Annotated in this window: 22 protein-coding genes and 3 pseudogenes; 18 read left to right on the plus strand and 7 right to left on the minus strand. The window is 59.8% G+C overall.

Annotated features, from left to right (window positions below; all coding sequences use genetic code 11):
• Positions 1 to 451: 451 nt before the first annotated feature.
• The 4 genes and pseudogenes from NKJ40_RS12330 to NKJ40_RS12345 form a co-directional block, all read left to right on the plus strand.
• Positions 452 to 634: pseudogene (locus tag NKJ40_RS12330) on the plus strand (helix-turn-helix domain-containing protein); the annotation flags it as partial.
• A gap of 12 nt (positions 635 to 646) precedes the next feature.
• The gene (locus tag NKJ40_RS12335; RefSeq protein WP_352452075.1) at positions 647 to 1,180 is read left to right on the plus strand and encodes an IclR family transcriptional regulator; all 534 of its coding nucleotides are present in this window, start codon (positions 647 to 649) and stop codon (positions 1,178 to 1,180) included.
• Between the two features lie 187 nt (positions 1,181 to 1,367).
• A complete protein-coding gene (locus NKJ40_RS12340; protein WP_352452008.1) occupies positions 1,368 to 1,634 on the plus strand; it encodes a hypothetical protein in 267 nt (88 codons plus the stop codon).
• Between the two features lie 151 nt (positions 1,635 to 1,785).
• A complete protein-coding gene (locus NKJ40_RS12345; RefSeq protein ID WP_352466304.1) occupies positions 1,786 to 2,262 on the plus strand; it encodes a tetratricopeptide repeat protein in 477 nt (158 codons plus the stop codon).
• Here NKJ40_RS12345 and NKJ40_RS12350 read toward each other — a convergent pair.
• From NKJ40_RS12350 to NKJ40_RS12360, 3 genes are all read right to left on the minus strand, one after another.
• Entirely contained in the window at positions 2,200 to 2,631 is a 432-nt protein-coding gene (locus tag NKJ40_RS12350) for a hypothetical protein (RefSeq protein WP_352452010.1), read from the minus strand. The genes NKJ40_RS12345 and NKJ40_RS12350 overlap by 63 nt on opposite strands.
• Before the next feature lie 48 nt (positions 2,632 to 2,679).
• Positions 2,680 to 2,889, minus strand: a complete 210-nt coding sequence (locus NKJ40_RS12355) for a hypothetical protein (protein WP_352466305.1) — start codon at positions 2,887 to 2,889, stop codon at positions 2,680 to 2,682.
• A 346-nt stretch (positions 2,890 to 3,235) separates the two neighbouring features.
• Positions 3,236 to 4,582, minus strand: a complete 1,347-nt coding sequence (locus tag NKJ40_RS12360) for a hemolysin family protein (RefSeq protein ID WP_352452012.1) — start codon at positions 4,580 to 4,582, stop codon at positions 3,236 to 3,238.
• Positions 4,583 to 4,998: 416 nt separating this feature from the next.
• Here NKJ40_RS12360 and NKJ40_RS12365 point away from each other — a divergent pair, with 416 nt between their 5' ends.
• The 12 genes and pseudogenes from NKJ40_RS12365 (at position 4,999) to copD (ending at position 18,897) form a co-directional block, all read left to right on the plus strand.
• Positions 4,999 to 5,673, plus strand: a complete 675-nt coding sequence (locus tag NKJ40_RS12365; protein ID WP_023722098.1) for a response regulator transcription factor — start codon at positions 4,999 to 5,001, stop codon at positions 5,671 to 5,673.
• Complete coding sequence (locus NKJ40_RS12370; RefSeq protein ID WP_352466306.1) at positions 5,660 to 7,066, plus strand: sensor histidine kinase; 1,407 nt, start codon at positions 5,660 to 5,662, stop codon at positions 7,064 to 7,066. The genes NKJ40_RS12365 and NKJ40_RS12370 overlap by 14 nt, the downstream gene beginning before the upstream one ends.
• Positions 7,063 to 8,166, plus strand: coding sequence for an ABC transporter substrate-binding protein (locus NKJ40_RS12375; protein ID WP_352452015.1), 1,104 nt, complete (start codon positions 7,063 to 7,065; stop codon positions 8,164 to 8,166). Before NKJ40_RS12370 ends, NKJ40_RS12375 begins: the two co-directional genes overlap by 4 nt.
• Before the next feature lie 208 nt (positions 8,167 to 8,374).
• The gene (locus NKJ40_RS12380) at positions 8,375 to 9,478 is read left to right on the plus strand and encodes an ABC transporter substrate-binding protein (protein ID WP_352452016.1); all 1,104 of its coding nucleotides are present in this window, start codon (positions 8,375 to 8,377) and stop codon (positions 9,476 to 9,478) included.
• A gap of 120 nt (positions 9,479 to 9,598) precedes the next feature.
• The gene (locus tag NKJ40_RS12385) at positions 9,599 to 11,269 is read left to right on the plus strand and encodes an ABC transporter permease (protein WP_352452017.1); all 1,671 of its coding nucleotides are present in this window, start codon (positions 9,599 to 9,601) and stop codon (positions 11,267 to 11,269) included.
• The gene (locus tag NKJ40_RS12390) at positions 11,262 to 12,326 is read left to right on the plus strand and encodes an ABC transporter ATP-binding protein (protein ID WP_352466307.1); all 1,065 of its coding nucleotides are present in this window, start codon (positions 11,262 to 11,264) and stop codon (positions 12,324 to 12,326) included. The genes NKJ40_RS12385 and NKJ40_RS12390 overlap by 8 nt, the downstream gene beginning before the upstream one ends.
• Before the next feature lie 333 nt (positions 12,327 to 12,659).
• Positions 12,660 to 13,667 carry an AI-2E family transporter gene (locus tag NKJ40_RS12395; RefSeq protein WP_352466308.1) on the plus strand — a complete coding sequence of 336 codons (1,008 nt, stop codon included), beginning with the start codon at positions 12,660 to 12,662 and terminating at the stop codon, positions 13,665 to 13,667.
• A gap of 275 nt (positions 13,668 to 13,942) precedes the next feature.
• Positions 13,943 to 14,978, plus strand: a pseudogene (locus NKJ40_RS12400) (IS110 family RNA-guided transposase).
• A 103-nt stretch (positions 14,979 to 15,081) separates the two neighbouring features.
• A pseudogene (locus tag NKJ40_RS12405) lies at positions 15,082 to 16,392 on the plus strand (ISNCY family transposase).
• Positions 16,393 to 16,875: 483 nt separating this feature from the next.
• Positions 16,876 to 17,418, plus strand: coding sequence for a hypothetical protein (locus NKJ40_RS12410; RefSeq protein ID WP_023722110.1), 543 nt, complete (start codon positions 16,876 to 16,878; stop codon positions 17,416 to 17,418).
• 277 nt (positions 17,419 to 17,695) lie between these two features.
• Positions 17,696 to 18,037 (plus strand): copper homeostasis periplasmic binding protein CopC, encoded by a 342-nt coding sequence (gene copC / locus NKJ40_RS12415; RefSeq protein ID WP_023722111.1) that lies wholly within the window; start codon positions 17,696 to 17,698, stop codon positions 18,035 to 18,037.
• 2 nt (positions 18,038 to 18,039) lie between these two features.
• Entirely contained in the window at positions 18,040 to 18,897 is an 858-nt protein-coding gene (copD, locus tag NKJ40_RS12420) for a copper homeostasis membrane protein CopD (protein WP_023722112.1), read from the plus strand.
• A 778-nt stretch (positions 18,898 to 19,675) separates the two neighbouring features.
• Here the strand turns inward: copD and NKJ40_RS12425 are convergent.
• Positions 19,676 to 19,855, minus strand: a complete 180-nt coding sequence (locus NKJ40_RS12425) for a hypothetical protein (protein ID WP_352466309.1) — start codon at positions 19,853 to 19,855, stop codon at positions 19,676 to 19,678.
• Between the two features lie 359 nt (positions 19,856 to 20,214).
• Here NKJ40_RS12425 and NKJ40_RS12430 point away from each other — a divergent pair, with 359 nt between their 5' ends.
• The gene (locus NKJ40_RS12430) at positions 20,215 to 20,859 is read left to right on the plus strand and encodes a DUF1007 family protein (RefSeq protein ID WP_502896188.1); all 645 of its coding nucleotides are present in this window, start codon (positions 20,215 to 20,217) and stop codon (positions 20,857 to 20,859) included.
• A gap of 21 nt (positions 20,860 to 20,880) precedes the next feature.
• On the plus strand, positions 20,881 to 21,594 hold the full coding sequence (locus NKJ40_RS12435; protein WP_352466347.1) for a HoxN/HupN/NixA family nickel/cobalt transporter: 714 nt from the start codon (positions 20,881 to 20,883) through the stop codon (positions 21,592 to 21,594).
• Between the two features lie 164 nt (positions 21,595 to 21,758).
• Here the strand turns inward: NKJ40_RS12435 and NKJ40_RS12440 are convergent, their stop codons facing one another.
• From NKJ40_RS12440 to NKJ40_RS12450, 3 genes are read right to left on the minus strand one after another with little or no spacing between them, the layout of a single operon-like run.
• The gene (locus tag NKJ40_RS12440; protein ID WP_352466310.1) at positions 21,759 to 22,556 is read right to left on the minus strand and encodes a hypothetical protein; all 798 of its coding nucleotides are present in this window, start codon (positions 22,554 to 22,556) and stop codon (positions 21,759 to 21,761) included.
• 11 nt (positions 22,557 to 22,567) lie between these two features.
• On the minus strand, positions 22,568 to 23,305 hold the full coding sequence (locus NKJ40_RS12445) for a HupE/UreJ family protein (RefSeq protein WP_352466311.1): 738 nt from the start codon (positions 23,303 to 23,305) through the stop codon (positions 22,568 to 22,570).
• Between the two features lie 48 nt (positions 23,306 to 23,353).
• On the minus strand, positions 23,354 to 23,740 hold the full coding sequence (locus tag NKJ40_RS12450) for a hypothetical protein (protein ID WP_352466312.1): 387 nt from the start codon (positions 23,738 to 23,740) through the stop codon (positions 23,354 to 23,356).
• Positions 23,741 to 23,816: the final 76 nt, after the last annotated feature.

Raw genomic sequence — 23,816 nt, forward strand, 5'->3', positions numbered from 1 at the left:
ATTTCGGCCGCTGTCGAGCGACCAATGGCCCAACGCGTGTTACACACCTCAAGCCTCCTAGTTCAGCCCGCCAAAATACTCAGACGACCGAGGTTCGCTATCGCCTACCTCGATATTCCAAGGCGATCTTGCGCCGCATCGATTCCGTCCTGAACGGTCGTGGCTATAATGGCAGGCATCGATGACGAGAAATGTCAACAAAGATTAGCCCGTTTGTTGCCATGAGCGCAGTGGCGCCCGCAAGCATTGTTTTGACAGTAGCGGCAGCCGAGGATGTGGCGGAAACTCCGCTGTTCACGATCCGCGCCGGGGACCATCGGGGTTTGACATCTGGAGATCCGCGTTCTGCGATCATCCTTCCTGAATCCGGATACCGGCCAAACCTGGATGCCTAGCGAAGCTGTAACGCAGCCTGCCGCAACCGACGCGCCAGTGTTGTGCTCCCTACATTATGTCCGGCAGGCTCCAAGCAGACACAAGAGCGGGAGGGGTTGAAGCTGTCGATCGCGCGCTTTCGATCCTCGGGTGCTTCACAGAGCGCGACGAAGGTTTAAGCTTGGCCGAGATTTCTTCTAGACCAGGCCTCTACAAAAGCACGATCCTTCGGTTAACGGAATCCCTTGTCCGGAGTGGCTACATTGTTCGCATGGCGGACAAGCGCTTTGCTGCCGGCCCTACGCCGATGATATTGGGCTCATTCTACCGTCGTCGTTTTAAGATGGAGGCCTTCGTTCGGCCTCTCCTTTTGAGCCTTGTTGAACGGGCGAATGAAAGCGCATCGTTTTTTCGAAAGGAGGGAAATCGCAGCATTTGCCTGTTTCGTGCAGACTGTCGCCATTTGATCCGGGATCAAATCCGAGAGGGCGATGTGCTTTCGCTTGACCATCATGCAGCTGGCCAAGTGCTTGCTCGGTTTAGTCTCGCTAAGCCTAGAATGCGAATAGCTCTTATGGCGAAGATTCCGTTTGTATCGCTCGGGGAGGGAGATTCTGAAACAGCGACGATGGCCGTACCGGTTTTTTCAGGCAGCGAGGGCTTGGCCGGAGCGCTGGCTGTTTCTGGACCGCTGACCAGATTTACACCGGAAAAGCTGGTCAACATGAGACCGCTTTTGCTGGAATTTGACGAACGCCTATGGACATCCCTTGCGAGTAGCCAATATTTACAAGCGCGCTCATAGAATGGTCGTCACTAGAGCGTGTGTGCCCAAGGGCACGGGAGCAGCAGTTGGGGCGGATTGTGGCCTTCTTGCCTTTGGAAGCGGTTAAGCGTGATGACAAGCGAGGCTCCAAATCGGCTACTCTGCTCGATTCATGGCAAGCGGCCCCGCCAAACATGATTGGAATCGACATCGGGCGCTTGAGGACATGACTGCCAGTGAGCGTCCGAGCAACAACGCGCACAATCAAAGCGATAGTGGCGATCTGATCCGCCGGGCGGTGGCTGCTTTCAATTCCGGTAATCACGACCAAGCGATGCATCTGTGCGCATTGGGCCTGGGGCAGCACCCGGGCGATCCAGCGCTTTGCCATCTTCTGGCGGCGTTCCTGTTCGCAAGGGCAGACATGCCGGGGGCTCGTGCGCGCGCATCGAAGCGAGCCTTGCCGTTCGCCCGGACAATGTGCCTGCCTTGATTCTGGCATGCAGGATTGCCCGGGCCGAAGGCAGGTTTGAAGCGGCGTTGCAACAGCTGGATCGCGCAGCCAAGCTATCATTGCAGGCGGAAATCCTCATCGAGCGAGCACGTACCCTTGATCAGGCAGGCGACGCCCCGGCCGCGCGCGAATGCTGGACACTTGTCTTGCAGCGGGATCCGAAATCCTAGGAGGCAGCGCGCGCCTCGGGCGCCTTGCCTGGCAACGCGGTGCGCCTGCCGAAGCGGAGGGCTTCCTCGAACGCGCTGTCGCCGGCGGTGGGCATCCGGCTGCGTGGTTTGACCTCGGGCTGGTGCGTCAGGACATGCGCAAGTTCGGCAGCGCCGCTCAAGCCTATCGGCGGGTGCTGAAGATGAGCCCGGACGCCCCGGAAGCTGCCGTCAATCTGGGTGTCGTCCTGCAGGAAGTCGGCGACCTCGACGGGGCCATGGCTGCGTATTCGATTGCCTACAGTCTGCGCCCATCCACGTTCGGCGTCATCGCCATGGCACTCACATCGGCGTCCAGCGGCCGGCTATGGCTTGATGAGGAAGCGCTGCGTCGCTCACTCGCTGGTGGAGCGTCCCCGCCTGGCGCGAAACCGCTTGCGGTACACACCGGGCGTTGACAGGACATCGGCGACCGTCTGCGCATACGATGCCTGCCGCTTTTCATCGAACACCTCGTATTCCAGCTGCGGCTCAACCCGTGGAACCGCAAAGCACTGCGCGACCGGGGTTCCTTTCCTGAGCAAGCCAGAAAACTCGGGCTCAGTCCAGACCGCCGGGAAATTAATGCCTCCATCGTTGAACCGGTCGGAATCCACCAGGCCCGTCACCAGCCTGAAGGGCAGATCGTCGCGATTGACCGGATGCGTCGCGAACAGCGACCAGCCGTCCTCGACCTGTATGGTCCAGAAGCTGTTGAATTTGAGGGCGGCCTGACCGGGAGTGGCAAACGGGCTGCCTGCGAGTTGCCCCGGCGTGTGGAAGCTCAAAGGCGCTCGGGGGTGGTTCCCGGTGACCGGGTCCGGAATCTGCCAGTCCTAGGAAAAGGTCCCTTTGTCGGCGATGACGTCGCACGGCAGGAGGATCATGAAGCCATAGGTCATCGCATCGATAACGGGCGGGCACTGCTTGAGCGTGCGAATGTCGCGGCCGTGGATCGCCGAAAAGGAAGTAGCGGGCATTGTGCGCAGCCAATCCGGCAACGCGCCGCGCGCGAGGATCGGGCGTGGCAAATGCTCGACCAACATTGGATCACATCGGAAAATGACACGCATCGTCGCCTCCCGGCATTGCGATACCACGATTGCCGATCACACTCCAAGCGGCGATAAGGCAAGGGCAATGCTCCGTTGACACTTTGGACAAGTTGGCGAGTTTTTTTAATACAGGCGAAACCCATCCGTCCGGTAGCCCAAGCCGTTCCAAAGGCCATCAGGGAAGGGAGCCACGCAGGCAACCAACTGTCGCGTCATCATGACTAACGGCAGAATCACCACCACGACTGCCGGGTTTGCGGGATAAAGGAAGGGCCCCGCCGAGCAACCACGCAAAAATGAAAATGACGACGCCTGTCTTGCAGGAATCCGGGCATTCTTACTCCGATGTTTCTTGCCGCCCCGTGGGAGAGTTCCTTCGTGCGAGCAGTTTGTCGATCCGCCGGCCATCCATGTCCACGATCTCGAAGTGCCAGCCGCCATAATCAAAATGTTCCCCGATCTCAGGCAGATGCCCTAGTCGAAACAGGGCAAATCCTGCGATCGTATGGAAGTCGCCTTCAGTTGGCCGTGCTCGAAAACCAAGGCGATCGAACGCGTCCTGGGCCGACATCATACCATCCACGAGAAGGGAGCCGTCTTCACGCTCGACGATATCCGGCTCTTCGCCTTCGATGTTGGGCAGGTCGCCGGCGATGGCTTCGAGCAAATCGGTCTGGGTAACAATTCCTTCCAGACTTCCGTACTCGTCGAGGACCATTGCTATGCGGACGGGCGCCTTCCTGAACTGCTCCAGCACTTTGAAAATCGGCGTTGATTCATGAACGACGAGCGGCTCACGGATGATCGCCATCGGATCGAGAACCTGCCCGTCAAGAACCTGGTCGAGCATGTCCTTCTTCAGAACCATGCCGAGCAGTTCATCGATACCGCCCTTGCCGACAAGGAGCTGCTCATGGCGGCAATCGCGGATCGTACGAAGAATCTCGGTTCGGTCATCATTCACGTCGATCCAGTCGATATCCGGCCGAGGCGTCATGATGTCACTGATGCGGCGCTCGCCGATATTGAAGACCCGCTCGACCATCTCCCGCTGCGCCTGCTGCAACAGCCCGCCTTCCTGACTGGCCGAGATCAGAAGCTTCAGCTCGTCTGGCGAGTGCAATGAATCCTCACCGGTTCCCGGGCGCAGGCCGCAGAGTCGCAGAACGAGGTTGCCGAGACCATTCAGCATTAGAATCGCCGGCCTGAGCAGAAAGAGGAACAGACCGAGCGGACGCACGACCCAGAGCGCAGTGTCTTCGCTGCGCTGGAGCGCCAGACTCTTTGGTGCGAGCTCGCCAAGCACGATGTGAAGCGCGGTGATGATGATGAAAGCGATCGCGACGGCGACAGTGTGTGAGCCCGCAGTCGCCAACGACCCGAGCAGCCCGATCAAGAGAGGCTCGACGAGATGCGCGAGAGCAGGTTCGCCGATCCAGCCGAGCGCGAGCGATGAAATGGTGATGCCGAGCTGGGTCGCCGCCAGATTGGCATCGAGATTGTCGACGGCCCGCTGGAGCGCTGCCGCGTTCAGCCGCCCAGCCGCAGCGAGTTCGGCAACTCGGCTTCGGCGCACGGCGACCAGGGAAAACTCGGCGGCGACAAAGAAGCCGTTTGCGGCCACGAGTAGGAGAACCGATAAGATACCAAGAATGTCGCTCAAACTGCCATCGCCTGTCGGCATGATATCCTCTTAATGACGCAATTGGATACGTCTCTGAAGCGCAAATGATGGCATTGCGCAATCGCTGTCAGCATCACGATCGCCAGAAGCATAATCCCCTGATGGCGATGGTGGTGCATCTACTAGCGACTGATCACGGTGCGGTCGAATACGTTGAATGCGGCAAAGTGCGTGGTCCAGCCGTGGCTTGCAGCGCGGGTCATGTACCGACGCGCCGCGTTCTTGGCGTGGATGCGCAGATCACATGAAGGCAGACGCCATCACGCAGCCCGTCGATAAAGCTCAAATGATTGGATAGCTTGAACTGCTGACGGTAACAGGGCTGAAGCCAACGCGTGATCTGCAGATGATGTCAAGCGCCTCTCCGCAAAGAGGTGACGCTTGATAGGCGGCTGCTTCCGTGCAAATGCTCCGGCATGCGAATTCTCCTCGTCGAAGACACGCGCGACGTTGGCGAGGCTATCAGCCGCCGCTTCGAAACGATCGGCCACGCAGTCGATTGGGAGACGGACGGCCGTGCTGCCGCAGAGATCCTCGATTTCACCTGCTACGATCTCGTCATCCTCGACGTCATGCTGCCCAGCCTCGACGGGTTCGAAATCGTTCGACGGCTCCGGCAGGCAAGGAATACGACCCCGGTTCTGATGTTGACGGCCCGTTCCGAGATAGAGGACCGCGTTGGCGCGCTTGATCTCGGCGCCGACGACTATCTGGTCAAACCGTTCGATTTCCGGGAATTGGAAGCGCGCGCCCGTGTTCTGCTCCGGCGGAAAAGCGGCGAGGCGACCAACATCGTACAGTGTGGCGATGTCGTGCTCGACCGCGGCAGCCGCTCAGTGCGAGTAGGCAGGCGCGAGGTGCAATTGAAACGACGCGAGATGACGTTGCTTGAGATACTGGCGTCGCGGCCAGGCCGCGTCTTCAGCAAAGATGAACTTATCGATCAGCTTTTCGGGTTTGACGAGCCGGCCAATCAGAACGCGATCGAACTTTATGTCGGGCGGCTGCGCAAGAAGCTGGAAGGCGCCAAGGCGCAGATCGTTACCGTGCGGGGCGTGGGATATCAGCTGGCTTCCGATGATACCGGCTGAGCCTTCCCTTTTCACGCGCCTGGCGGTCCGCATCTCGCTGGTGCTGGGCCTGGGTGCGGCTCTTCTGGTGAGTGCGGCGTCGTACTACGCACGTACCGCCGCCGATGACGCCTATGACCGGCTTCTGCTTGGTGCGGCCATCCAGATGGCAGACAGCCTTACGGTTGAATCCGGTTCGCTCATCATCAACCTGCCGGTATCAGCTTTTGAACTTCTGGGCCTCGCCAGCCGCGATCGCATCTTCTATCGCGTGATCGGCCCTTCCGGCGCGACGCTGACAGGTTATGCCGATCTGCAAACAGAAGTTGATCTGGCCGCAATACACGATGTCCCGGTATTGGAATCGGCGCATTATCGCGGCGAACCGGTTCGGATTGCGGTGGTGGCGCGCGCACTGTCCGATCCAGCCGTATCCGGTTGGGCGCATGTCATCGTTGGGCAGACCACGGAAGCCCGCCGCGCGCTCGCGGGTGAATTGACTCTCAGGGCGACCGTCCTCCTGGCGGTCATGAGCATATTGGCATTGGCTGGAGCGATGATTGCTATTCGCTATTCTCTGCAACCGGTCAAGCATCTCGGAGCGACGCTCCGCCGTCGCGATCCACAAGACCTGACGCCGGTAACGGTCGTCGTACCGAGAGAATTGCGGCCCTTCGTTACTTCCATCAATTATTTCATGAGTCGGCTCGACGAGCGCGTGAAACTCCTGCAGCGCTTCATCGCCGACGCGGCGCACCAGATCAGAACGCCGCTGACAGCGCTAACGGCGCAGCTCGATCTGTTGAGTCAAGCCAAGCTGGACAAGTCGAGCCGCCAGCATCTCGATCGCGTACAGCAGCGCGCCAGCGAACTTGCGCGCCTGACCAACCAGTTGCTCAGCCACGCCATGGTCATCCATCGTGCCGATTCCGTGCAGCTTCAGCCGCACGGTCTGGCAGATGTCGCACGGCGCGCTTTCCGTGCGGCGGTTCCGATAACTATCGATCCGGACATTATCGTCTCCTTCGAGGCGCCTGACGACGAGCCGGTCGTGCTTGCGGACGCCGTCAGCCTTCGCGAAGCGATCGTCAATATCATCGACAATGCCTTGCGTCATGGAGTGGTGTCGCGCCTTGAGGTCAGAGTACGCAGGGACGGTACGCGTGCCCATCTCGAGGTCGAAGATGACGGACCGGGCATTCCGCCGGGCGAGTGGGAGCGGGTCACGCAGCGCTTCGAAACGTCCAAATCTCATGACGGCAGCGCAGGTCTTGGTTTCGCCATCGCGTCGGAGGTTGCGGCGGCTCACGGTGGCGCGCTGACCTTTCGCGAGACAAGCAAGGATGGCGGGAAGGGCACGCAAGGGTTCACCGTCACCTTGACGTTGCCCATCGCCACGGAGAAGACCGGATGATAACGGGAACATTGCCGACATTCGGTTTGATGGCTGCCGTCCTCCTATGCATCGGTCACGCGGCAAGAGCTGCTGAAGGAAGCAGCGCATTTTTCCCTTCGTCTCAGCCGGAGAAGGACCGACTGTCGATCCACGCCGCGACCGATCTGGCGGCTATGGAACCACTGATCCGGGATTTTCAGTCCGTTTTCCCCAACGTGGCCGTCGAGTATGTTGAATATGTCACCAACGACTTGCAAAGGAGTGCCAGTGAAGCCTGTCGGACGGACGCGGTGCTGGGCGACATCTTGTTGTCTCCGTCGGTCGACCAACTCGTGAAGCTCGCCAATGACGGCTGCGCGGCGCCGCACGTGTCGGCCGAAACCGCGCATGTCGCCAATTGGGCAAACTGGCGCGACGAGGTATTCGGCTTTACCTACGAACCGGCCGTCTTCGTCTATAATGCCCGCCTCGTGCCGTCCGGCGACGTACCGCGCACCCACATCGAACTCGCCGATCTTCTCAGGCGGCGGATCGATTTTTATCGCGGACGGGTCGGAACGTTCGACATCCGACTTTCGGGCATCGGCTACCTATTGGCGTTCAGTGATGCGCGGCAGACGACGGCGGTCTACGGTCGGCTTCTGGAAAGCATGAGCCGAGCGGAAACTGTGGTGCGTTGTTGCACCGCGGAGACCCTTCAGGACGTTGCAAACGGGAGCCTGTATATAGGCTACAATATGATCGGGTCATATGCCTACGCCGCGGCCAGGGGCAATTCCGATTTGAGGGTCGTTGTCCCGCGGGACTATGCGCTGATACTCAGTCGTGGCGCGCTCATTCCGAAGACGGCGCCGAATATGGGCGTTGCCAAACGATTTCTCGACTACCTTCTGTCAGCCCGAGGACAGAAGGTTGCCAGGGATAGCGCCTTCTTCTTTGCCGAGAACGGGCAATTGCCTGAGGGAGCGGACGGCCCGGAAAAACTTGGGGAGTCTGGTATCGCGCGCGCCATACGCATCGGCCCTGCGTTACTTGCCGTACAGGACGAGGCGTTGCGCCGCCGCTTCATCGAGGATTGGAGCAAGTCCATGATCGATGCGCAGGGCCAGCGACCGTGACGCGTAGGATGCCGTCCCAAGATTTCAAAAATTCGGCAATACGTCGATGTGGCCGATCCGGCTGTCGTCGACAATCTGATCACGACCCATCGGGCCTAGTCGGCTGAGCAAACCTCGACATCGCCGTGACAGGTTGGTGACAGGTCAGGATGATACTCGCCTTTGTGCCTGGAGGAGTACGATTTAGGCGAACTTGGAGGAGACCCTAATGAAAAATCGTCTTGCGACGATGATGGCCGCGTTTTCGCTGTCAGCCGCTTTCGCGACGCTTGCCGCCGCTGCCGAGATCCCCGCCGGGTATCCGGACGACTACAAGGATCTGGTGGCCGCCGCCACCGCGGAAGGACACCTAAGCATCTATTCAACGACCGATGCGGCGCTGGTCCAGCCCTTGCTCAAGGACTTCGAAGCAGCGTTCCCCGGCATCGCCGTCGAATATTCCGACCTCAATTCCACCGAACTCTACAATCGCGTCATTGCCGAAACCGCTTCGGGCCAAGGCACGGCAGATGTCGCATGGTCTTCGGCTCCGGATCTGCAGATCAAACTTGCCTCAGACGGCTATGCGCAGGAATACAAATCCGTGGAGGCGGCCCACCTTCCGGCCTGGGCGTCCTACAAGGACATGGTCTATGGTACCACCGCCGACCCGGTGACTTTCGTCTACAACAAGCGTCTCGTGCCTGAAGGCGATGTTCCCGCAACCCACGCCGATCTTCTCAAGCTGATGACCGGGAAAACCGCAGAATATGATGGCAAGATCGCGTCCTACGATCCGGAAAAATCCGGTGTCGGCTTCTATTTCTACAACCAGGACGCCAAGAACTGGACCGATTCCTGGGCGCTTAACAAGGCTTTTGGCAAGGCCCATATCAAGCTCTACAGCTCCGCCGGCTCGATGATCGAGAAGGTCACGTCTGGCGAACATTCCATCGCCTATGGCATCTTCGGCTCATATGGCCTCGCCAAGCAGGCCAAGGACGAGAACCTCGGTGTGATAATCCCGAAGGACTATGTCCTGGTGACCACCCGCGCCACCGTCATTCCGGCGGAAGCCCAGGATCCCAATGCTGCGAAGCTATTCGTAGACTATCTGCTGTCGGCGCGCGCGCAGAAGCTGATCGCCGACGACATCAAGCTCTATGCCGTTCGTGATGACGTTGAAGGGGCAACCACGCTGGCGTCCATAAAGGCCGCCGCCGGTGAAAACGTTCACCCGATCGCGCTCGACGACGAGCTGCTCGAAGGTCTCGACGAGACGACACGGCTGGCGTTCCTCAACGAGTGGCAGAAAGCCATGAAGGGCGAGTAATCGCTTGATCGGGAGTGCCTCCACAGTCGGCTCTCTCACCCTTCTTGCTATTGAGAACCATCGGAACGGCGCGCTTGCGCTCTTGCTAGCGGACGGCCCCCGGCTTTGTTCGAGGCGATCATGCCCTTCCGTGTCTTTCGTGTCAGCACCAACCTCCTCGCCATCCTGGTGGTGCTGGCACCGGTCACCCTGATCATTTATCAGAGTTTTCTGTCCGCGCCTTTCTTCCAGAAAACCGCGCATCTGTCGCTGAACGCCTACAGCTTCATCCTCGCGGACGCGGATTTCTGGCTAGCGCTGACGACTTCGCTCAAGCTCGCGGTGGGCATGACGGTGATCGCAGTTCCGGTGGGAATCCTGCTGGCGTTCATCATCGTGCGCACCGACGTGCCGGGCAAGCGCTGGCTGGAGCCGATCATCCTGATCCCGGTTTTCATGTCGGCGGTGGTGCTGGCCTTCGGCTATGTGATGACACTGGGACCAGTCGGCTTCGTCTCGCTGGCGGTCAAGTCGATGATCGGCTACGTGCCCTGGAATGTCTATTCGGTGACATCGATCGCGATCATTGCCGGGCTCACCCATGTCCCACATGTCTATCTCTATGCATCGGCGGCGCTCCGCAACGTTGGCGCCGACCTCGAAGAGGCGGCACGCACCGCCGGCGCTGGCCCTTGGCGCGTCGCCGCCAGTGTGTCGCTGCCCATGGTGATGCCGGTGGTGCTCTATGCGGCGGTTCTGGTGTTCTTCCTCGGTTTCGAACTTTTCGGCCTGCCGCTGGTGCTTGGCGATCCGGAAGGCGTGCTGGTTCTCGCCACCTATCTCTACAAGCTCACCAACAAGCTCGGTGTTCCTTCCTATCAGTTGATGGCCGTAGTGGTGGTGGCGATCATCATGATCGCGCTGCCGCTGGTGGTGCTGCAGCGCTACATGCTGCGCAACGCCAGCCGCTATGTGTCCGTCAAAGGCAAGGGCAGTCGGCACAACCCCATCCGGCTGGGCGCTCTTCGCTGGCCGGCCTTCGCGCTTGTGGTGGCCTGGTTCGCGGCCACCGTGATCATACCGGTGGGCGGCGTCGCAATTCGTTCACTGGTGACAAGCTGGGGCGTCGGGGTGAATATCTTCCAGGTGCTGACGTTGGATCACTATCGCGATCTCGCTGACTATCCGAATGTCGTCAGCGCCATTGTCAACACGGTCGGCGTCGCGGTGGTCGGCGGCGCGGCTTCGATCGCGGCCTATACTGCCGTGGCACTCGCCGGTCATCGCTCGAGCGCACCCCTGACCAAAGTCGTCGACTACGTGGCCATGATACCGCGGGCGATGCCGGGCATTGTGGCTGGCCTCGCCATGCTGTGGATATTTCTGTTCTTCAAGCCGATCGCACCCCTGCGCGCCACGATGATCTCGGTATGGCTCGCCTACACCATTGTCTGGTTCGCCTATGGCATGCGGCTGATTTCCGGAACGCTCCTGCAGATCGGCAAGGAGCTCGAGGAAGCCGGCCGGTCAGTTGGTGCCAGCGAGGGCCAGGTTGCCAGGGACATCACCCTGCCGCTCATCCGCGGCGGCATGTTCTCGGCCTGGCTGTTGATCTTCCTGATCTTCGCCCGTGAATATTCGACGGGCGTCTATCTGCTCGGACCGGGAACCGAAGTGATCGGCTCGCTCATGGTTTCCCTTTGGGGCACCGGCGCGATCGATCTGGTCTCGGCTCTCGCCGTCATCAACACCGTCATCATCGTGACCGGTCTTGCCCTCGCGATGCGCTTTGGAGTCCGCCTCAATGACTGACATCGTCATAGACGGCCTGCGCCTCAGTTACGGCAACCTTGAAATCCTGAAAGGTGTGTCCTTCTCGGTCGAACCGGGTCAGATCGTCGCCTTGCTCGGCGCGTCCGGGTCCGGCAAGACGACGCTCTTGCGAGCGGTCGCCGGTCTGGAGACACCCAACAGCGGCAAGATACTGCTCGGTGACAAGCCGCTTTTCGATGCCGGGCAGAACATCAATCTGGCGCCGGAAACGCGCGGTCTCGGGCTGGTATTCCAGTCCTATGCGCTGTGGCCGCATCGGACGGTGTCCGAGAATGTGGGTTATCCCCTGAAGCTGCGCAAAGTATCCCAGGCAGATGTTGCGAGCCGCGTCCAGAAGGCTTTGGACAGCATCGGCCTCGGCAAACTGGGCGAGCGCTATCCGCATCAGCTCTCCGGCGGACAGCAGCAGCGCGTGGCGTTGGCCCGTGCGCTGGTCTACGAGCCGAACGTGATTCTGCTCGATGAGCCGCTCTCAAATCTGGACGCCAAGCTACGCGAAGAAGCGCGGATCTGGCTGCGCCGCCTCATCACCAATCTCGGGCTATCGGCGCTGTGCGTCACCCATGATCAGGTGGAAGCGATGGCGCTCGCCGACCGCATCCTGCTGCTCAACGGCGGCCAGATCGAACAGGACGGAACACCCAAGCAAATCTACAACAAGCCGGAGAGCCTGTTTGCAGCAGAGTTCATGGGTGCCAGCAATCGCCTTGACGGCGTGGTCACCGCCATCAACGGCAACCGTGCGGAAATTGTCGCCAACGGCATCCATCTTGTGGGCAGCGCCCAGCAGGAGCTGACCGTCGGCGCCAAAGTCACCGCACTCGTCCGGCTTGAGCGGGTGACGTGGTCCGGGGAGGACGGCCCTGGACGTATCGCCATGACCTGCGTCGAGAGCCTTTTCCTTGGCGATCGGCATGAAGTCATTTTCGAAAGCAATGACCTGACCATCCGGACCTATTCCCGGGACGCCCTTCCGTCCGGCCAATACTATGTCGAGTTCCCCTTCGAGGATCTGATGGTCTTCGCGGCGGAATGAACTTCGGCTTCACCACGAAGAGGATCATTCTTGCCAACGGCATAAACATCCTCGAGCGGCTGACCTGCCACGGGCAATTTCCTCCATCTGAGATTAAAGTCCGGCCTCGATTGAAGGGCGGACTGATGAAGAGAATGCGGTTTACGGAAGAGCTGATCATCGCGGTCCTGCGTGAGCATGAGGCGGGGCAAAAACGGGCGACCTGGCGCGCAAGCATGGGATCTGCGAGGCGGTTAGCCTTACACACGTGTTGAACGCGTGTTCGCTTGCGCATCACCGGGTATCAAAGCTAATGAAACCCGGAGAGGACTTGGCTGCTTCTGCAGGTGAAAAGTGCTGACTTTCTCATGGTTCTATCTCGCGTCGTGCCTGCTTGCGCTTATAGCGCTCGTCGCCGTTCTCGAACTCGGACTGCTTCCGGCACTGCTTTCGGGCCTTCTCGTGTTCAACATCGTTCATTTCGCCGCACCGATGCTCCATCGAATCGGCGTCTCCAACAGCCTGACGAAAAGCCTTGCGCTGACCTTGGTGGCATTGATCTTCACGCTCCTGATAGCCGCCGCTATCTTTAGCGGCATGTCGCAATTGACTGGCGGTTCGGAGAACGTCGTGACGCTCCTCAAGAAGATGGCCGAGATCATCGATACCGCGCGCGTCCATCTCCCGACCTGGGCGATGGCCTATTTTCCGTCGAACATCGAGGAACTGGAAGTCTTCGCGGCCCGGTGGCTCCGCGAACATGCCGGCCAGCTTCAACTCGTCGGGCGGGATGTCGGCGTCCTGGTGGTCCACATTGTCGTCGGCATGGTGATCGGCGGCTTGATCGCGGTGAGCTCGGCGGCGCCATCGCGCGAGCCCGGCCCACTGGCGGTCGCGCTGGCGGATCGTGTCAACATTCTGAGCAAGGCCTTTCGCAACATCGTGTTCTCGCAAATCCGGATTTCGGCGTTGAATACGTTTCTGACGGCGGTCTATCTCGTCGTTGTTCTGCCGTCCTTCGGCATCGATCTGCCATTCATCAGGACAATGATAGCGCTGACTTTCGTCACCGGCCTTCTGCCGGTCATCGGCAATCTGATCTCCAACACGGTGATCGTGGTTGTCAGCCTCAGCATCTCCTTCCTTGCAGCACTCGGCTCGCTTGCCTTTCTCATCATCATTCACAAGCTCGAATACTTCGTAAACGCCAAGATCATCGGTTCGCGGATCAATGCGCGTGCCTGGGAGCTTCTTCTGGCGATGGTTTTCATGGAAGCCTGGTTCGGTATGCCGGGTCTTGTCGCCGCGCCGATCTATTATGCCTATCTGAAGGCTGAACTGACGATGCGCGGGCTAATCTAGTTTCCGTCCATAAACGGCAAACGATTGATTCTGTTGGATGAATCGCGGCTTTGCGCGAGCAAGGCCCGGCGGTTTCAGGTATCTTGGATCATGCCACTGATTCCAAAGCCTTGCCACCGCCGGAGCCGACAATGCGCCAAGAACGCACCGTCCAAGATGGGGTATTCGGCTTGCGCCCCATCTTGGCGGAGCGGCATGGAGGTGCTGCGCTTCGAGCTGATGGTAGAACGTGGTCTGTCCGAAACAGCCACAAGCATCAGGAAAGGAAGCGCAGCATGAAACATTATGCAGGATTGGACGTCTCGGTGAAAGAGACGGCAGTGTGCATCGTCGACGAAACAGGCACGGTTTGCCGCGAGATGAAAGTTCCCAGCCATCCGGAGGATCTTGCGCGGGTGCTCAAGGATCCTGCCTGGAACTTTGAGCGGATCGGTCTTGAAGCCGGGCCCTTATCGCAATGGCTGTTCGAGGCCCTTGCCAAAGCCGGCCTGCCGTTGATCTGCATTGAGACGCGTCACACCAAGGCATTCCTGAAGGCGCAGGTGAACAAGACCGACCGCAATGACGCGCGCGGCATCGCACAGATGATGCGGGTCAACCTGTTCCGCCCGGTGCGTGAAGACCCTGACGAGCCAGAAGCGTCGGGCGTTGCTGACGGCGCGCAAGCTGCTGCAGGAAAAGGCGATTGCCATCGAGAACGACATCCGCGGGCTGCTGCGCAACTTCGGGCTCGAGGTCGGCATCGTCGGTACGGGCAAATTCGAGCAACGCATCCACGAACTGGTTGAAGGCATGCCTGATCTGGCCGAAATCGTCGAACCGCTTCTCGACGCTCGCGGCAAGCTGCGCCAGCACTTTGCCACCCTTCACCGCAAGCTTTTGGCGATCGTCCGGGATGAGGAAGTTTGCCGCCGACTGATGACGACACCAGGTGTAGGCCCGGTCGTGGCTCTGGCCTATACCACCACCATCGACATTCCGGCCCGCTTCCGCAATTCGAAAGCGGTCGGACCGGTTTTGGGTCTGACACCTGTGCTCCATGAGTCGGGCGAAAGCCGCCGGGTCGGCCGGATCTCGTTATGCGGTGACGATATGATGCGAACGCTGCTCTACGAAGCCGCGCAGGTCCTACTGACGCGCGTGACGAAGTGGTCCTGGCTGAAGGCCTGGGCGATGAACGTCGCCAAGCGGCGTGGTCGGCAGAGGGCCATCGTTGCGCTCGCCCGTAGACTAGCGGTGATCATGCATCGCATGTGGAGCGATGGCACACGGTTCCACTGGACAAAGGAAAGCACACCGGTCGCCGTCTGAACTGGGCCGTTAAGAAGGAGACAACAAAGTTCCACTTGCCGGTGGAAAAACGTCCTTCGCGGGACGAGGGATGAGGTGAGTTCGCTATGCTGGCGGTGCCAGCATATTCGATCTTTTCGCCACGCACGAGATCGGTCACGAGTTGAAGGCGATGTCGCAATGGCTGGATGAGCATCGCGACCTTCTTGGCTTGGTGGCGCGCGATTTGGTGCGGGTCGACGTCAAGGCCACCGGACGGCAGGGCCTGCCTGCCGAAGCGGTGTTGCGCTGCGCGATCCTCAAGCAATACCGGCAACTGAGCTACCAGGAGCTGGCGTTCCATCTTGAGGACTCCGCTTCGTTTCGCGCCTTTGCTCGCCTGCCTTTGTCATGGAGCCCGCACAAGTCGGTGCTGCAAAGGACCATCAGTGCGATCCGGTCCGAGACCTGGGAACAGGTCAATCGGGTACTGCTGTCGAGCGCTCGGCAGGCGAAGCTCGAAGATGGCGCAGTCGTGCGGCTGGACAGCACCGTGACCTCGGCACTCATGCACGAGCCGAGCGACAGCAGCCTGCTTTGGGATGCCGTGCGGGTCATGGTGCGCCTGCTGAAGCGGGCTGACGCCTTGGTCGGCGGTGCCGGCTCAGCATGGCGGATCATTGCCGCGCAGCCAAGAAGCGGGCTCGCAAGATCCAGTTCACGCGGGGTCGACCCAATCGGGTCCAACTCTACCGCGAGCTGATCGCAATCGCCCGTGCGACCTTGACTTATCTGGAGCAGGCGAGCGAGCGATTGGTAGTGGCGAGCACACCGTCCATCGCACTGTGGCAGCTCCAGGTCCGTCACTATCGGCCGCTGGTCGAACGCATCATCAGACAGAGCGAGCGGCGGGTATTGGCCGGCGAGCCGGTGTCGGCCGGCGAGAAGCTGGTCAGCCTGTTCGAAGAGCATGCCGATATCATCGTCAAAGGCAGCCGCGACACCGAGTATGGCCACAAGCTCAACCTGACCACCGGCAAGAGTGGAATGATCCTCGATCTGGTGATCGAGAAAGGCAACCCGGCCGACAGCGACCGATTGCTGCCGATGCTGGAGCGTCACATAGGCATTTGGGGTCAGGCGCCACGGCAGGCAGCAGCCGATGGTGGCTTCGCCACGCGCGACAACCCTGGCCACGGCGAAGGCGTGGGGCGTCTCCGACATGGCCTTCCACAAGAAAGCCGGCCTCAAGATCGAGGATATGGTCAGAAGCAAGTGGGTCTATCGCAAGCTGCGCAACTGTCGCGCCGGCATCGAAGCTGGCATCTCGTGCCTCAAACGCGCTTACGGCCTGGCGCGCTGCACTTGGCGCGGCCTTGATCACTTCAAAACCTACGTCTGGTCCTCGGTCGCGGCCTACAACCTCGTCCTCTTCACCCGCCTCAGGCCGACCTGATATCAGCTCGGCATCGCAGCCGTCCCGCCGGCAGAGCCGCCGGCAATGGCGTGCGTCCGATCGTTGCCAAGCACTGCATTTTGTCGATCATCAACTATTCCTGACCTGTCCATGCCCGTCAACGGCGCTTCCGGTCGGATCCAAGCGATTGCAAATGCTGCGAAATACCGGCGTTTATGGACGGAAACTAATCTAGGGTTAGGGCAGGTGGCGATTTGACGACGCAAGCAAGGTTGCTGGGAAACCGCGCAAATTTGGCCACTCGCTGAACAGCACCATCTTGGTTAGTGAACCCTCAGGAGTTTCGTGACCGATTTGAAGGCCCCCGTTTAATAGCACACCCCCTGCAAAGACATTAGACAGCGCTAAAACGTAAATTGTCCGGAGGCATGTAATCTGCTACTGCTTAATCACCGACAAACGGCTCTGGAAAGCCGTGCGTCGGACATCATGCACAAGATCAACTCAAACCGGAGAACGGCCATGAAACGGCTGCTGACGGTCGCTGCCCTTTTGGCGGCAGGCAGTTTGGTTACGATGCAAGGCGCAGCCGCCGACGACGCTGCGATGATCAAGAGCGCTGAATCTGCTGCACCCCCTGCCGTGGCAAGCGGCGCTGCGGTCTACGCCGCGGATGAAAAGGGCGCCATGCGCACCTTGCGCGAGGGCAAGAACGGCTTCTGGTGCATGCCGGACAGCCCGTCCACGCCCGGCCCGGACCCAATGTGCGGCGATGCCAACGCGATGGAATGGGCGATGGCATGGATGGAAAAGAAGGAGCCGCCCAAGGGCAAGGTCGGCTTCATGTACATGCTGTCCGGCGGTACCGATGGCAGCAACACCGATCCCTATGCGACGAAGCCCGAGGAAGGCAACAATTGGATAGAGACCGGCCCGCATGTGATGATCGTCAACGCAATGGACATGATGCAGGGCTATCCGACGGACCCCAAGCCTGACACATCCAAGCCCTATGTGATGTGGCCGGGCACTCCATACGCACATCTCATGATCCCGATTAAGTAGCTGAAATGGAGTCACGCGGGCGCAAACGCTTGTTTCGCCCGCGCTTGTCCTGATAATTACAAACGCTTGCGGCGTCCGTGACCTTCAATCGAGAGTCTCGGCGGTCGGTAGCGTGTTGGCCTGATCTCCCATCACTTTTCCGGCAAATGGAAAATTTCGTGACAGCTCGAACGGTGGCGGCCCTGCAACACCAACAAATTCGTATACTCGTCAGAAAGTGCATAGTCTTTGATGACCGTCGCCGCGGGAGGAGTTCGCGTTGAATCGGACTATCGGAATGATCGCCACACTTGCGCTGTGGAGCGTGCCATTATCGGGCCAGGCGCTTGCGCATGCTCGATTGGTCGAGGCTACTCCAGAGATCAATAGCACCATTGCCGCTCCGCCCACCGAGATTGGACTGCGGTTTAGCGAATCCATTGAGGCTCGATTCTCGGGCATCGATCTGTCGGGGCCGGATGGTGCGAAGATCACCACGGAGATCGCGGTGCGCGATAAGGACATGGTGGCACCTGTATCAAGGTCCCTTGCGCCGGGTGTTTATCAAGTTGATTGGCACGTGCTGTCAGCAGACGGGCACAAGGTGAAGGGCAATTTCAAATTTGAAGTCAGACCGTAGAAATGGACGTTGATGGCACTCTGGCCTTCGCCCGGTGGGTCTACTTCCTCTCAGTGATGATTCTATTCGGGTCGGCACTCTTCCCTTTCTATGCGCTAGACAGAACCGCGGCTCCCGCGCTTGCGCCTCTACCCCGTAACATCAATCCTGCCCTCGCACTTGCGGCCGCAATCTTCGCGGCAATTTGGCTGCTGTGCTTTACGGCCGGGCTCTCCGGACGCGAGGGTATGGTTGACACCTTGCGCGGCGTTCTCATGGAAAGCGACTTCGGAACTGTTTGGTTTGTTCGCCTTTCGCTCGTTCTCCTGCTCCTGGTGATCAGTTTCTCGGGGCGGCCCGAATTGATCGTCGGGCCGGCTTTCTTGCTACTGACCTGCGAGGGTTGGCAGGGCCACGCGGCGGCGTTGGGCCTTCTAGGCTCACTGACTCAAGCTCTCCATGTTGCAAGTGCCGGGGCGTGGATAGGTGGCCTCCTGCCCCTCGGCCTGCTTATCGCGGCAGCACAGCGGCATCCATCCGAAGTCGCAGGCGTGGAAACCGTCCTGTGGCGCTTCTCCCGCTTTGGTATGGTGGCGGTTGCGCTCATTTTTTTGACGGGTGCCATGAACACTTGGCTCGTGCTTGGCTCGTTCCCCGATCCGCGCAACAGCTACGGTCGAGTTCTCCTGTTCAAGATCAGCCTATTCGTCGCGATGGTCGGTTTGGCGGTCTACAACCGATATGCCCTGGTCAGCCGCATGAAGTCCGAACCGGCCAAAAGCTTGGGCACATTGTCTCGCAACGTTGCGCTGGAGCAGATCATCGGGTTTGGGGTGCTTATGGATGTAAGCGCGCTGGGGCTTATGGATCCGTACGCGTGACGCGCTGACTTTGCAATTATCCGCTGGCAACGTTTCTGCAATTCGCGATCGACACTCACCTCTATCCGCCTGGCGCACAGAGTGGCTGGCCGGTCTGGCTGCCGATCTTAACCAACGTCGGGACGTGTGGAGCGCGGATATATGCCTGCGACCTAGACACGATTCCATGCGTAAACGAGTAACTGCCAGCACCAGCCGGCCAGCGTTCATCGCTCCTTTGATCCCCACCCTGGTGGAGAAGCCTCCCGAGGGCCGAGGGATGGACACACAAGTTCGACGGCTATCGCGGGTCTTCAATGCGGACCGCGTTGGAGAATAACTGGCGAATGATACTACGGGGCGACGGCGCAGCCGCCGACAGTCGGATGCAGGTCGATCTCGTCGCAGCCGCTGGGCCCGCTAAATGGCACTCTTGACTAACGTGCCAGAGGGTCCATTTTTTGACCCTGCGGTGTGCTGATGTCGAAGCCCCTCTTTATCCCGGCGCTCGCTGCTATATGCCTGAGATCGCCGCTGGTGCGTGCCGATAATGTCGATCTGGCGTTGGAAGCTTTTCACGGTATTTGTCTTGCCCATGGACCTGACTTCGAACGAACCGTCCTGCGGCCAGGAGACGCGGATGGACTCCGTTGTCCGGCGACGCAGCACTTGCCCCCGTCGGTGACGTAGGCGCCTTCCAGGACTGGGAGGCGACCGGTGACGACCTCCCGGCCAAAACCATGATCGCGGTGACAAAAGCCACTTGAATGGCAAGTCCGTGCAACCTTGCTCCATAAAGCTATTCGATGTCGACGGCGCGCCATTCGAGGAGCGTTTCTTCGCCCGGACGGATGCCGAAACAATCGGCGAGGACAGAAACGGAATGCAAGTTTCCAAACTCTGCATATTGACAGTCGGCAATCGCAAGCACTTGTCCATTTGACGTTCCCGAGGTCCGGATCACATCGAACACGGTCATTGCAAGCTCGATCGCCGACGACTAGGGCGGATCAGCTGGTGTTATCAGCACGGGACGCGGGGCTTTTTGCGTTTGCAAGGAACTCGCGATAGGAATGCTCTGAATCGATCAGGAGCAGGAAATTGAGCGATCGGCAAAAGATCATCTGGATGATAGTGCTGGCAATCCTTGCTGGTATCGCGGTGATCATGCTCAAACATTGGCTGAAGGGCGACCTTGGGTAGCTGCCTCCTTAGATGAAGCAACACAGCCCTGATCGATCAAGGTTGGTATGGGCTTTGGCCCGTCCCATTTCGGCCTGCTTGCAATGGCAGGTGTCCTGCCTGATGCGGAATCGACGAGCGAAATGTGAGCGAAGAATGCAACTGACAGGCATGGTATCCGGCGCGGCGCTGTTGCTCGCTTCCACCGCGGCAGCGAACGCCCATCCGCATGTCTTTGCCGAAGCGAAGCTGGACCTGACCGTCGGTCCAGACAGGACGGTCAAGTCGCTTCGGCATCTCTGGCGTTTCGACGACCTCTTTTCCAGCACTGTGCTGATGGAATTCGACAAGAATTCCGACCTTGTCCTTGATGCGAAGGAACTCGATGAAGTCGCTCTCACCGTCCATGCGTCGTTGGCCGAGTACAACTACTTTCAGATGGTGACCTTGAACGGCAAGGACGTGACGATGGCGCCACCGCCGAAGTTCAGCGTCAGCTATGAAAACGATCAACTCGTCGTCCAGTTCGAAACGCAGCCGAAGGACCCGTTGGCCCTTGCTGGAAAAGTCAGTATCGGTGTCTACGATCCGACCTTCTACACGGCAATCGATTTTACCGAGGACGAAAAGCTTGCGGTGGCCGGTCTGCCGCAAGGCTGCTCACGTTCCGTCGTCCGTCCAGATCCGGACACGGCCATCGCGCAGAACCAGAAGAGCCTGACAGGCGCGTTCTTCAGTGACCCGACGGGGACCGATCTCGGCAAGATTTTCGCGACGCGCCTCGAATTGACGTGCGGCTGACCCGGAGCCGGTTCGATGGCCATGTTCCAGACGCTGGTCGAGTTCCAACGCACGATCTACCTGGCGTTGGCCGAGCAGATCAAACTGCTTGCGGCTGGCGGCGGTTGGCTGGCGTTCACGGCCTTTCTGCCCATGGGCATTCTGTTCGGTGCGGCGCATGCGCTGACGCCGGGCCATAGCAAGGCTGTCCTGGCCACCTATCTGGCAGGATCGGACGCCAGCGTCCGGCGTGGGCTTCTGGTGTCGCTGACACTCTCCTTCACGCATGTAACGATTGCCGTGCTGATCGCGGCGCTCTCGTTGCCGTTGGTATCGATTGCCCTGGGCAGTGTTGGCCGAGCCCCACTGCTGGAAGACGTCAGTCGGGGCCTGCTTGGCCTGATCGGCATTTGGATGCTCTGGCGCGCATTGAGCCACGGCCATCACCACAAGCATGAGGGCGAGGCCGTCGGCGTCATGGCCGGCCTGATCCCATGCCCGCTGACGCTTTTCGTGATGACCTTTGCGATATCCAGAGGCGTTCCGGTCGCCGGCATTCTTTTCGCAATCACAATGATGGCCGGCGTGGCGCTGACGCTGTCTTGCGTTGCGGTGCTGTCGATCCTGTTTCGTGAACGTCTGGTGCATTTTTTCGATAGCCGGCCACGCCTGTTCGATGCCATTTCCCGAGCCATTGAGGGCGCTGCCGGCTTGGCGCTTGCCGGCGTAGCCGTTTGGCAAATCTCGTCGGGCTGAAATGCCGTGAACCAGATCGAGCGATGGATCAAGACCCGTTTACCTGAAGGTCAGCCGTGTCTTCGTCGCGGCGCAAAGCTTCGACGCGCATCTGCGCTCGTCGGTGGAACAGACGGATAGGTGACGCCCGAGGCTCGAAGTGGCGCCGGGCGACCCTGTATGCGCTAGATCATACGCTTGATGTCGATGTAGTCGCCTTCAGCCTGGATCGTCAGGGTCACGTCGCTGCCACCGCGGTTGCGCCAGAACCAACCATGATTTCCATCGAAGGCGGCTTCAATGGCACCTTCGTCAGCTGGAACGCTGCGGCCCTTTTCGTAGCTTACGGACTGACCGCCGCCATCGCCGTGCGTCTCGAAGTTCACCACGCCACCGTCCGCTGTCCAGGAAAAGTTTGCCTTGGCACCCTGCCGCATCACGAGCTTGACCTCAATGCCCTGACCCGGTGTCAGTGTGAAGGACATTTCATCTCGCCTTCCGGTGGTCGGGGCCGGCGCTTCCGCGGGGATTTCTGCGACCTGCGGCGCCGCACTCGGATTGACTGGCAGGGCTTCGGCAGGAGCAATCTCTCCAACTGTCACATTGTCTTGGGCAATGGCCTCCCCAGTTGGGGATGGCTGCGACGCGGGCTGTTCGGCGGTAAGGGCAACGAGGAGGTTTTCAATTCGGTCCATGCGCGCCATCAACTCGGCTGGAGGGACCATTTGCGTCATCCGCTCGGCCGAAGCCTTCGCGCTGGCCATTTCGTCCGCTGCCGCCTCGGCTGCCAACTGCGTTTTGATTTCGCCCATTCTGGTGAGGCCGAGCAATCTGCCCGCCCCCGTCGGGTCGATTGCATACTCGGACGGCATAACGACCGTGACAAGCAAGGCGAGCGCCGTCAGCGCGGCAATGAAGGTGGAGCGCTTCAGCTGCGCTGAAGTGGGCAATTCGGCGCGAGTGGGCAAGTCAGTATTGTACATTGTTGCGGTTCCTATGCTGCGACGAACAGGCCGGTGAGCTGATATCCGATCAGCAGGAACCCGGCCGTCATCATGATGACGTTTGCGGTATAGGCGTGACGCCAGAAGCTTCGTGTCCGGCGCCAGTAGCCCATCACGATCAGGATGGCGCCAAGAGCCAAGAGCTGCCCGATCTCGACGCCGACATTGAAGGCCAGCAGGTTCGGCACAAGGCCGTCAGGCGAGATGTTGTATTCGATGATCTTCGTCGACAGGCCAAAACCGTGGAAGAAGCCGAAGACCAGCGTCGCGACCTTGGTGTTCGGCTGGAAGCCGAGCCATCTCTGGAAAGCGCCCATATTGTCGAGCGCCTTGTAGACCACGGACAGGCCGATGATGGCGTCGATGATGTAGCTGTTGATGCCGACGTTGAAGTAGACGCCAAGCAGCATGGTCGTCGAGTGACCGAGCGCAAACAGGCTGACGTAGATGCCGATATGCTTCATCCGGTAGAGGAAGAAGATCACGCCGAACAAGAACAGGATGTGGTCGTATCCGGTCACCATGTGCTTGGCGCCGAGATAGATGAAGGGCAGCACGTTGATGCCCGAGATTTCCTGGATATAGCCCTTGTCGCCGGCGGCAACGGCATGGGCAAAGGCTGCTCCTGCCAGCAGCGGCAGGGTCAGCAGAGCGATAAGCAGGGGCAGGGCGGGTCGCCAACACGTGCGACGCGCGCGTGATCGGCCCTGATCGAAGGGTCCTTGCATGAAATTTCCAATCTTCGTCGTTGAGGGTGGCCGCGTGAGCGGCCGCGATCATGCTGCGAGGAACGGTCTCGGCGGTCGATCAAGCCGGAATGTCGTGTCCGGATCGACGAAAGTCGGCTGATACTTTAGCCAGCCCCGCTCGATCTGTGGAACGGTCGGCGCGAAGTCGGCGGGCGTACTCGCCGTTTCGTGCGAGTGGTCGGCCGCATTGTGCCCGTGAAAATGGCCAGCGCTCTGCTCGTCGGCTACGCCGTCATCATTTGCATGGTCATGATTTTCGATCTGCGCGGCGGCTTCGACTTGGCGCTCGATTGTGGCGGCGGCAAGTGCGACCGGATCGTGCGAGGCCGAATAGCCGACGGGGCGCAGCACGCCGAACGTCATCGCCAAGGCGATGACGAGACAAAAGGCTGAGCTGTGGATCCGATTCGGCATGAACGGCGATTATTCTCCAAAATCCTAAGGAATGGTTGTTGCATGCACCAGAATCGAGGCCTCTTTGAGACTTGCA

Origin of the sequence: Mesorhizobium sp. M0119, assembly GCF_040322615.1 — a bacterium.
GTDB lineage: Bacteria > Pseudomonadota > Alphaproteobacteria > Rhizobiales > Rhizobiaceae > Mesorhizobium.

What these genes read in the sequence shown, in the direction of transcription:
- NKJ40_RS12390 (WP_352466307.1), top strand. Translation starts at nt 11,262, where the DNA reads ATGACTGACATCGTCATAGACGGCCTGCGCCTCAGTTACGGCAACCTT.
- NKJ40_RS12375 (WP_352452015.1), top strand. Translation starts at nt 7,063, where the DNA reads ATGATAACGGGAACATTGCCGACATTCGGTTTGATGGCTGCCGTCCTC.
- NKJ40_RS12430 (WP_502896188.1), top strand. Translation starts at nt 20,215, where the DNA reads ATGCAACTGACAGGCATGGTATCCGGCGCGGCGCTGTTGCTCGCTTCC.
- copD (WP_023722112.1), top strand. Translation starts at nt 18,040, where the DNA reads ATGGACGTTGATGGCACTCTGGCCTTCGCCCGGTGGGTCTACTTCCTC.
- copC (WP_023722111.1), top strand. Translation starts at nt 17,696, where the DNA reads ATGATCGCCACACTTGCGCTGTGGAGCGTGCCATTATCGGGCCAGGCG.
- NKJ40_RS12380 (WP_352452016.1), top strand. Translation starts at nt 8,375, where the DNA reads ATGAAAAATCGTCTTGCGACGATGATGGCCGCGTTTTCGCTGTCAGCC.
- NKJ40_RS12445 (WP_352466311.1), bottom strand. Translation starts at nt 23,305, where the DNA reads ATGCAAGGACCCTTCGATCAGGGCCGATCACGCGCGCGTCGCACGTGT.
- NKJ40_RS12410 (WP_023722110.1), top strand. Translation starts at nt 16,876, where the DNA reads ATGAAACGGCTGCTGACGGTCGCTGCCCTTTTGGCGGCAGGCAGTTTG.
- NKJ40_RS12370 (WP_352466306.1), top strand. Translation starts at nt 5,660, where the DNA reads ATGATACCGGCTGAGCCTTCCCTTTTCACGCGCCTGGCGGTCCGCATC.
- NKJ40_RS12450 (WP_352466312.1), bottom strand. Translation starts at nt 23,740, where the DNA reads ATGCCGAATCGGATCCACAGCTCAGCCTTTTGTCTCGTCATCGCCTTG.
- NKJ40_RS12425 (WP_352466309.1), bottom strand. Translation starts at nt 19,855, where the DNA reads ATGACCGTGTTCGATGTGATCCGGACCTCGGGAACGTCAAATGGACAA.
- NKJ40_RS12360 (WP_352452012.1), bottom strand. Translation starts at nt 4,582, where the DNA reads ATGCCGACAGGCGATGGCAGTTTGAGCGACATTCTTGGTATCTTATCG.
- NKJ40_RS12340 (WP_352452008.1), top strand. Translation starts at nt 1,368, where the DNA reads ATGACTGCCAGTGAGCGTCCGAGCAACAACGCGCACAATCAAAGCGAT.
- NKJ40_RS12435 (WP_352466347.1), top strand. Translation starts at nt 20,881, where the DNA reads ATGTTCCAGACGCTGGTCGAGTTCCAACGCACGATCTACCTGGCGTTG.
- NKJ40_RS12335 (WP_352452075.1), top strand. Translation starts at nt 647, where the DNA reads ATGGCGGACAAGCGCTTTGCTGCCGGCCCTACGCCGATGATATTGGGC.
- NKJ40_RS12345 (WP_352466304.1), top strand. Translation starts at nt 1,786, where the DNA reads ATGCTGGACACTTGTCTTGCAGCGGGATCCGAAATCCTAGGAGGCAGC.
- NKJ40_RS12365 (WP_023722098.1), top strand. Translation starts at nt 4,999, where the DNA reads ATGCGAATTCTCCTCGTCGAAGACACGCGCGACGTTGGCGAGGCTATC.
- NKJ40_RS12440 (WP_352466310.1), bottom strand. Translation starts at nt 22,556, where the DNA reads ATGTACAATACTGACTTGCCCACTCGCGCCGAATTGCCCACTTCAGCG.
- NKJ40_RS12355 (WP_352466305.1), bottom strand. Translation starts at nt 2,889, where the DNA reads ATGTTGGTCGAGCATTTGCCACGCCCGATCCTCGCGCGCGGCGCGTTG.
- NKJ40_RS12385 (WP_352452017.1), top strand. Translation starts at nt 9,599, where the DNA reads ATGCCCTTCCGTGTCTTTCGTGTCAGCACCAACCTCCTCGCCATCCTG.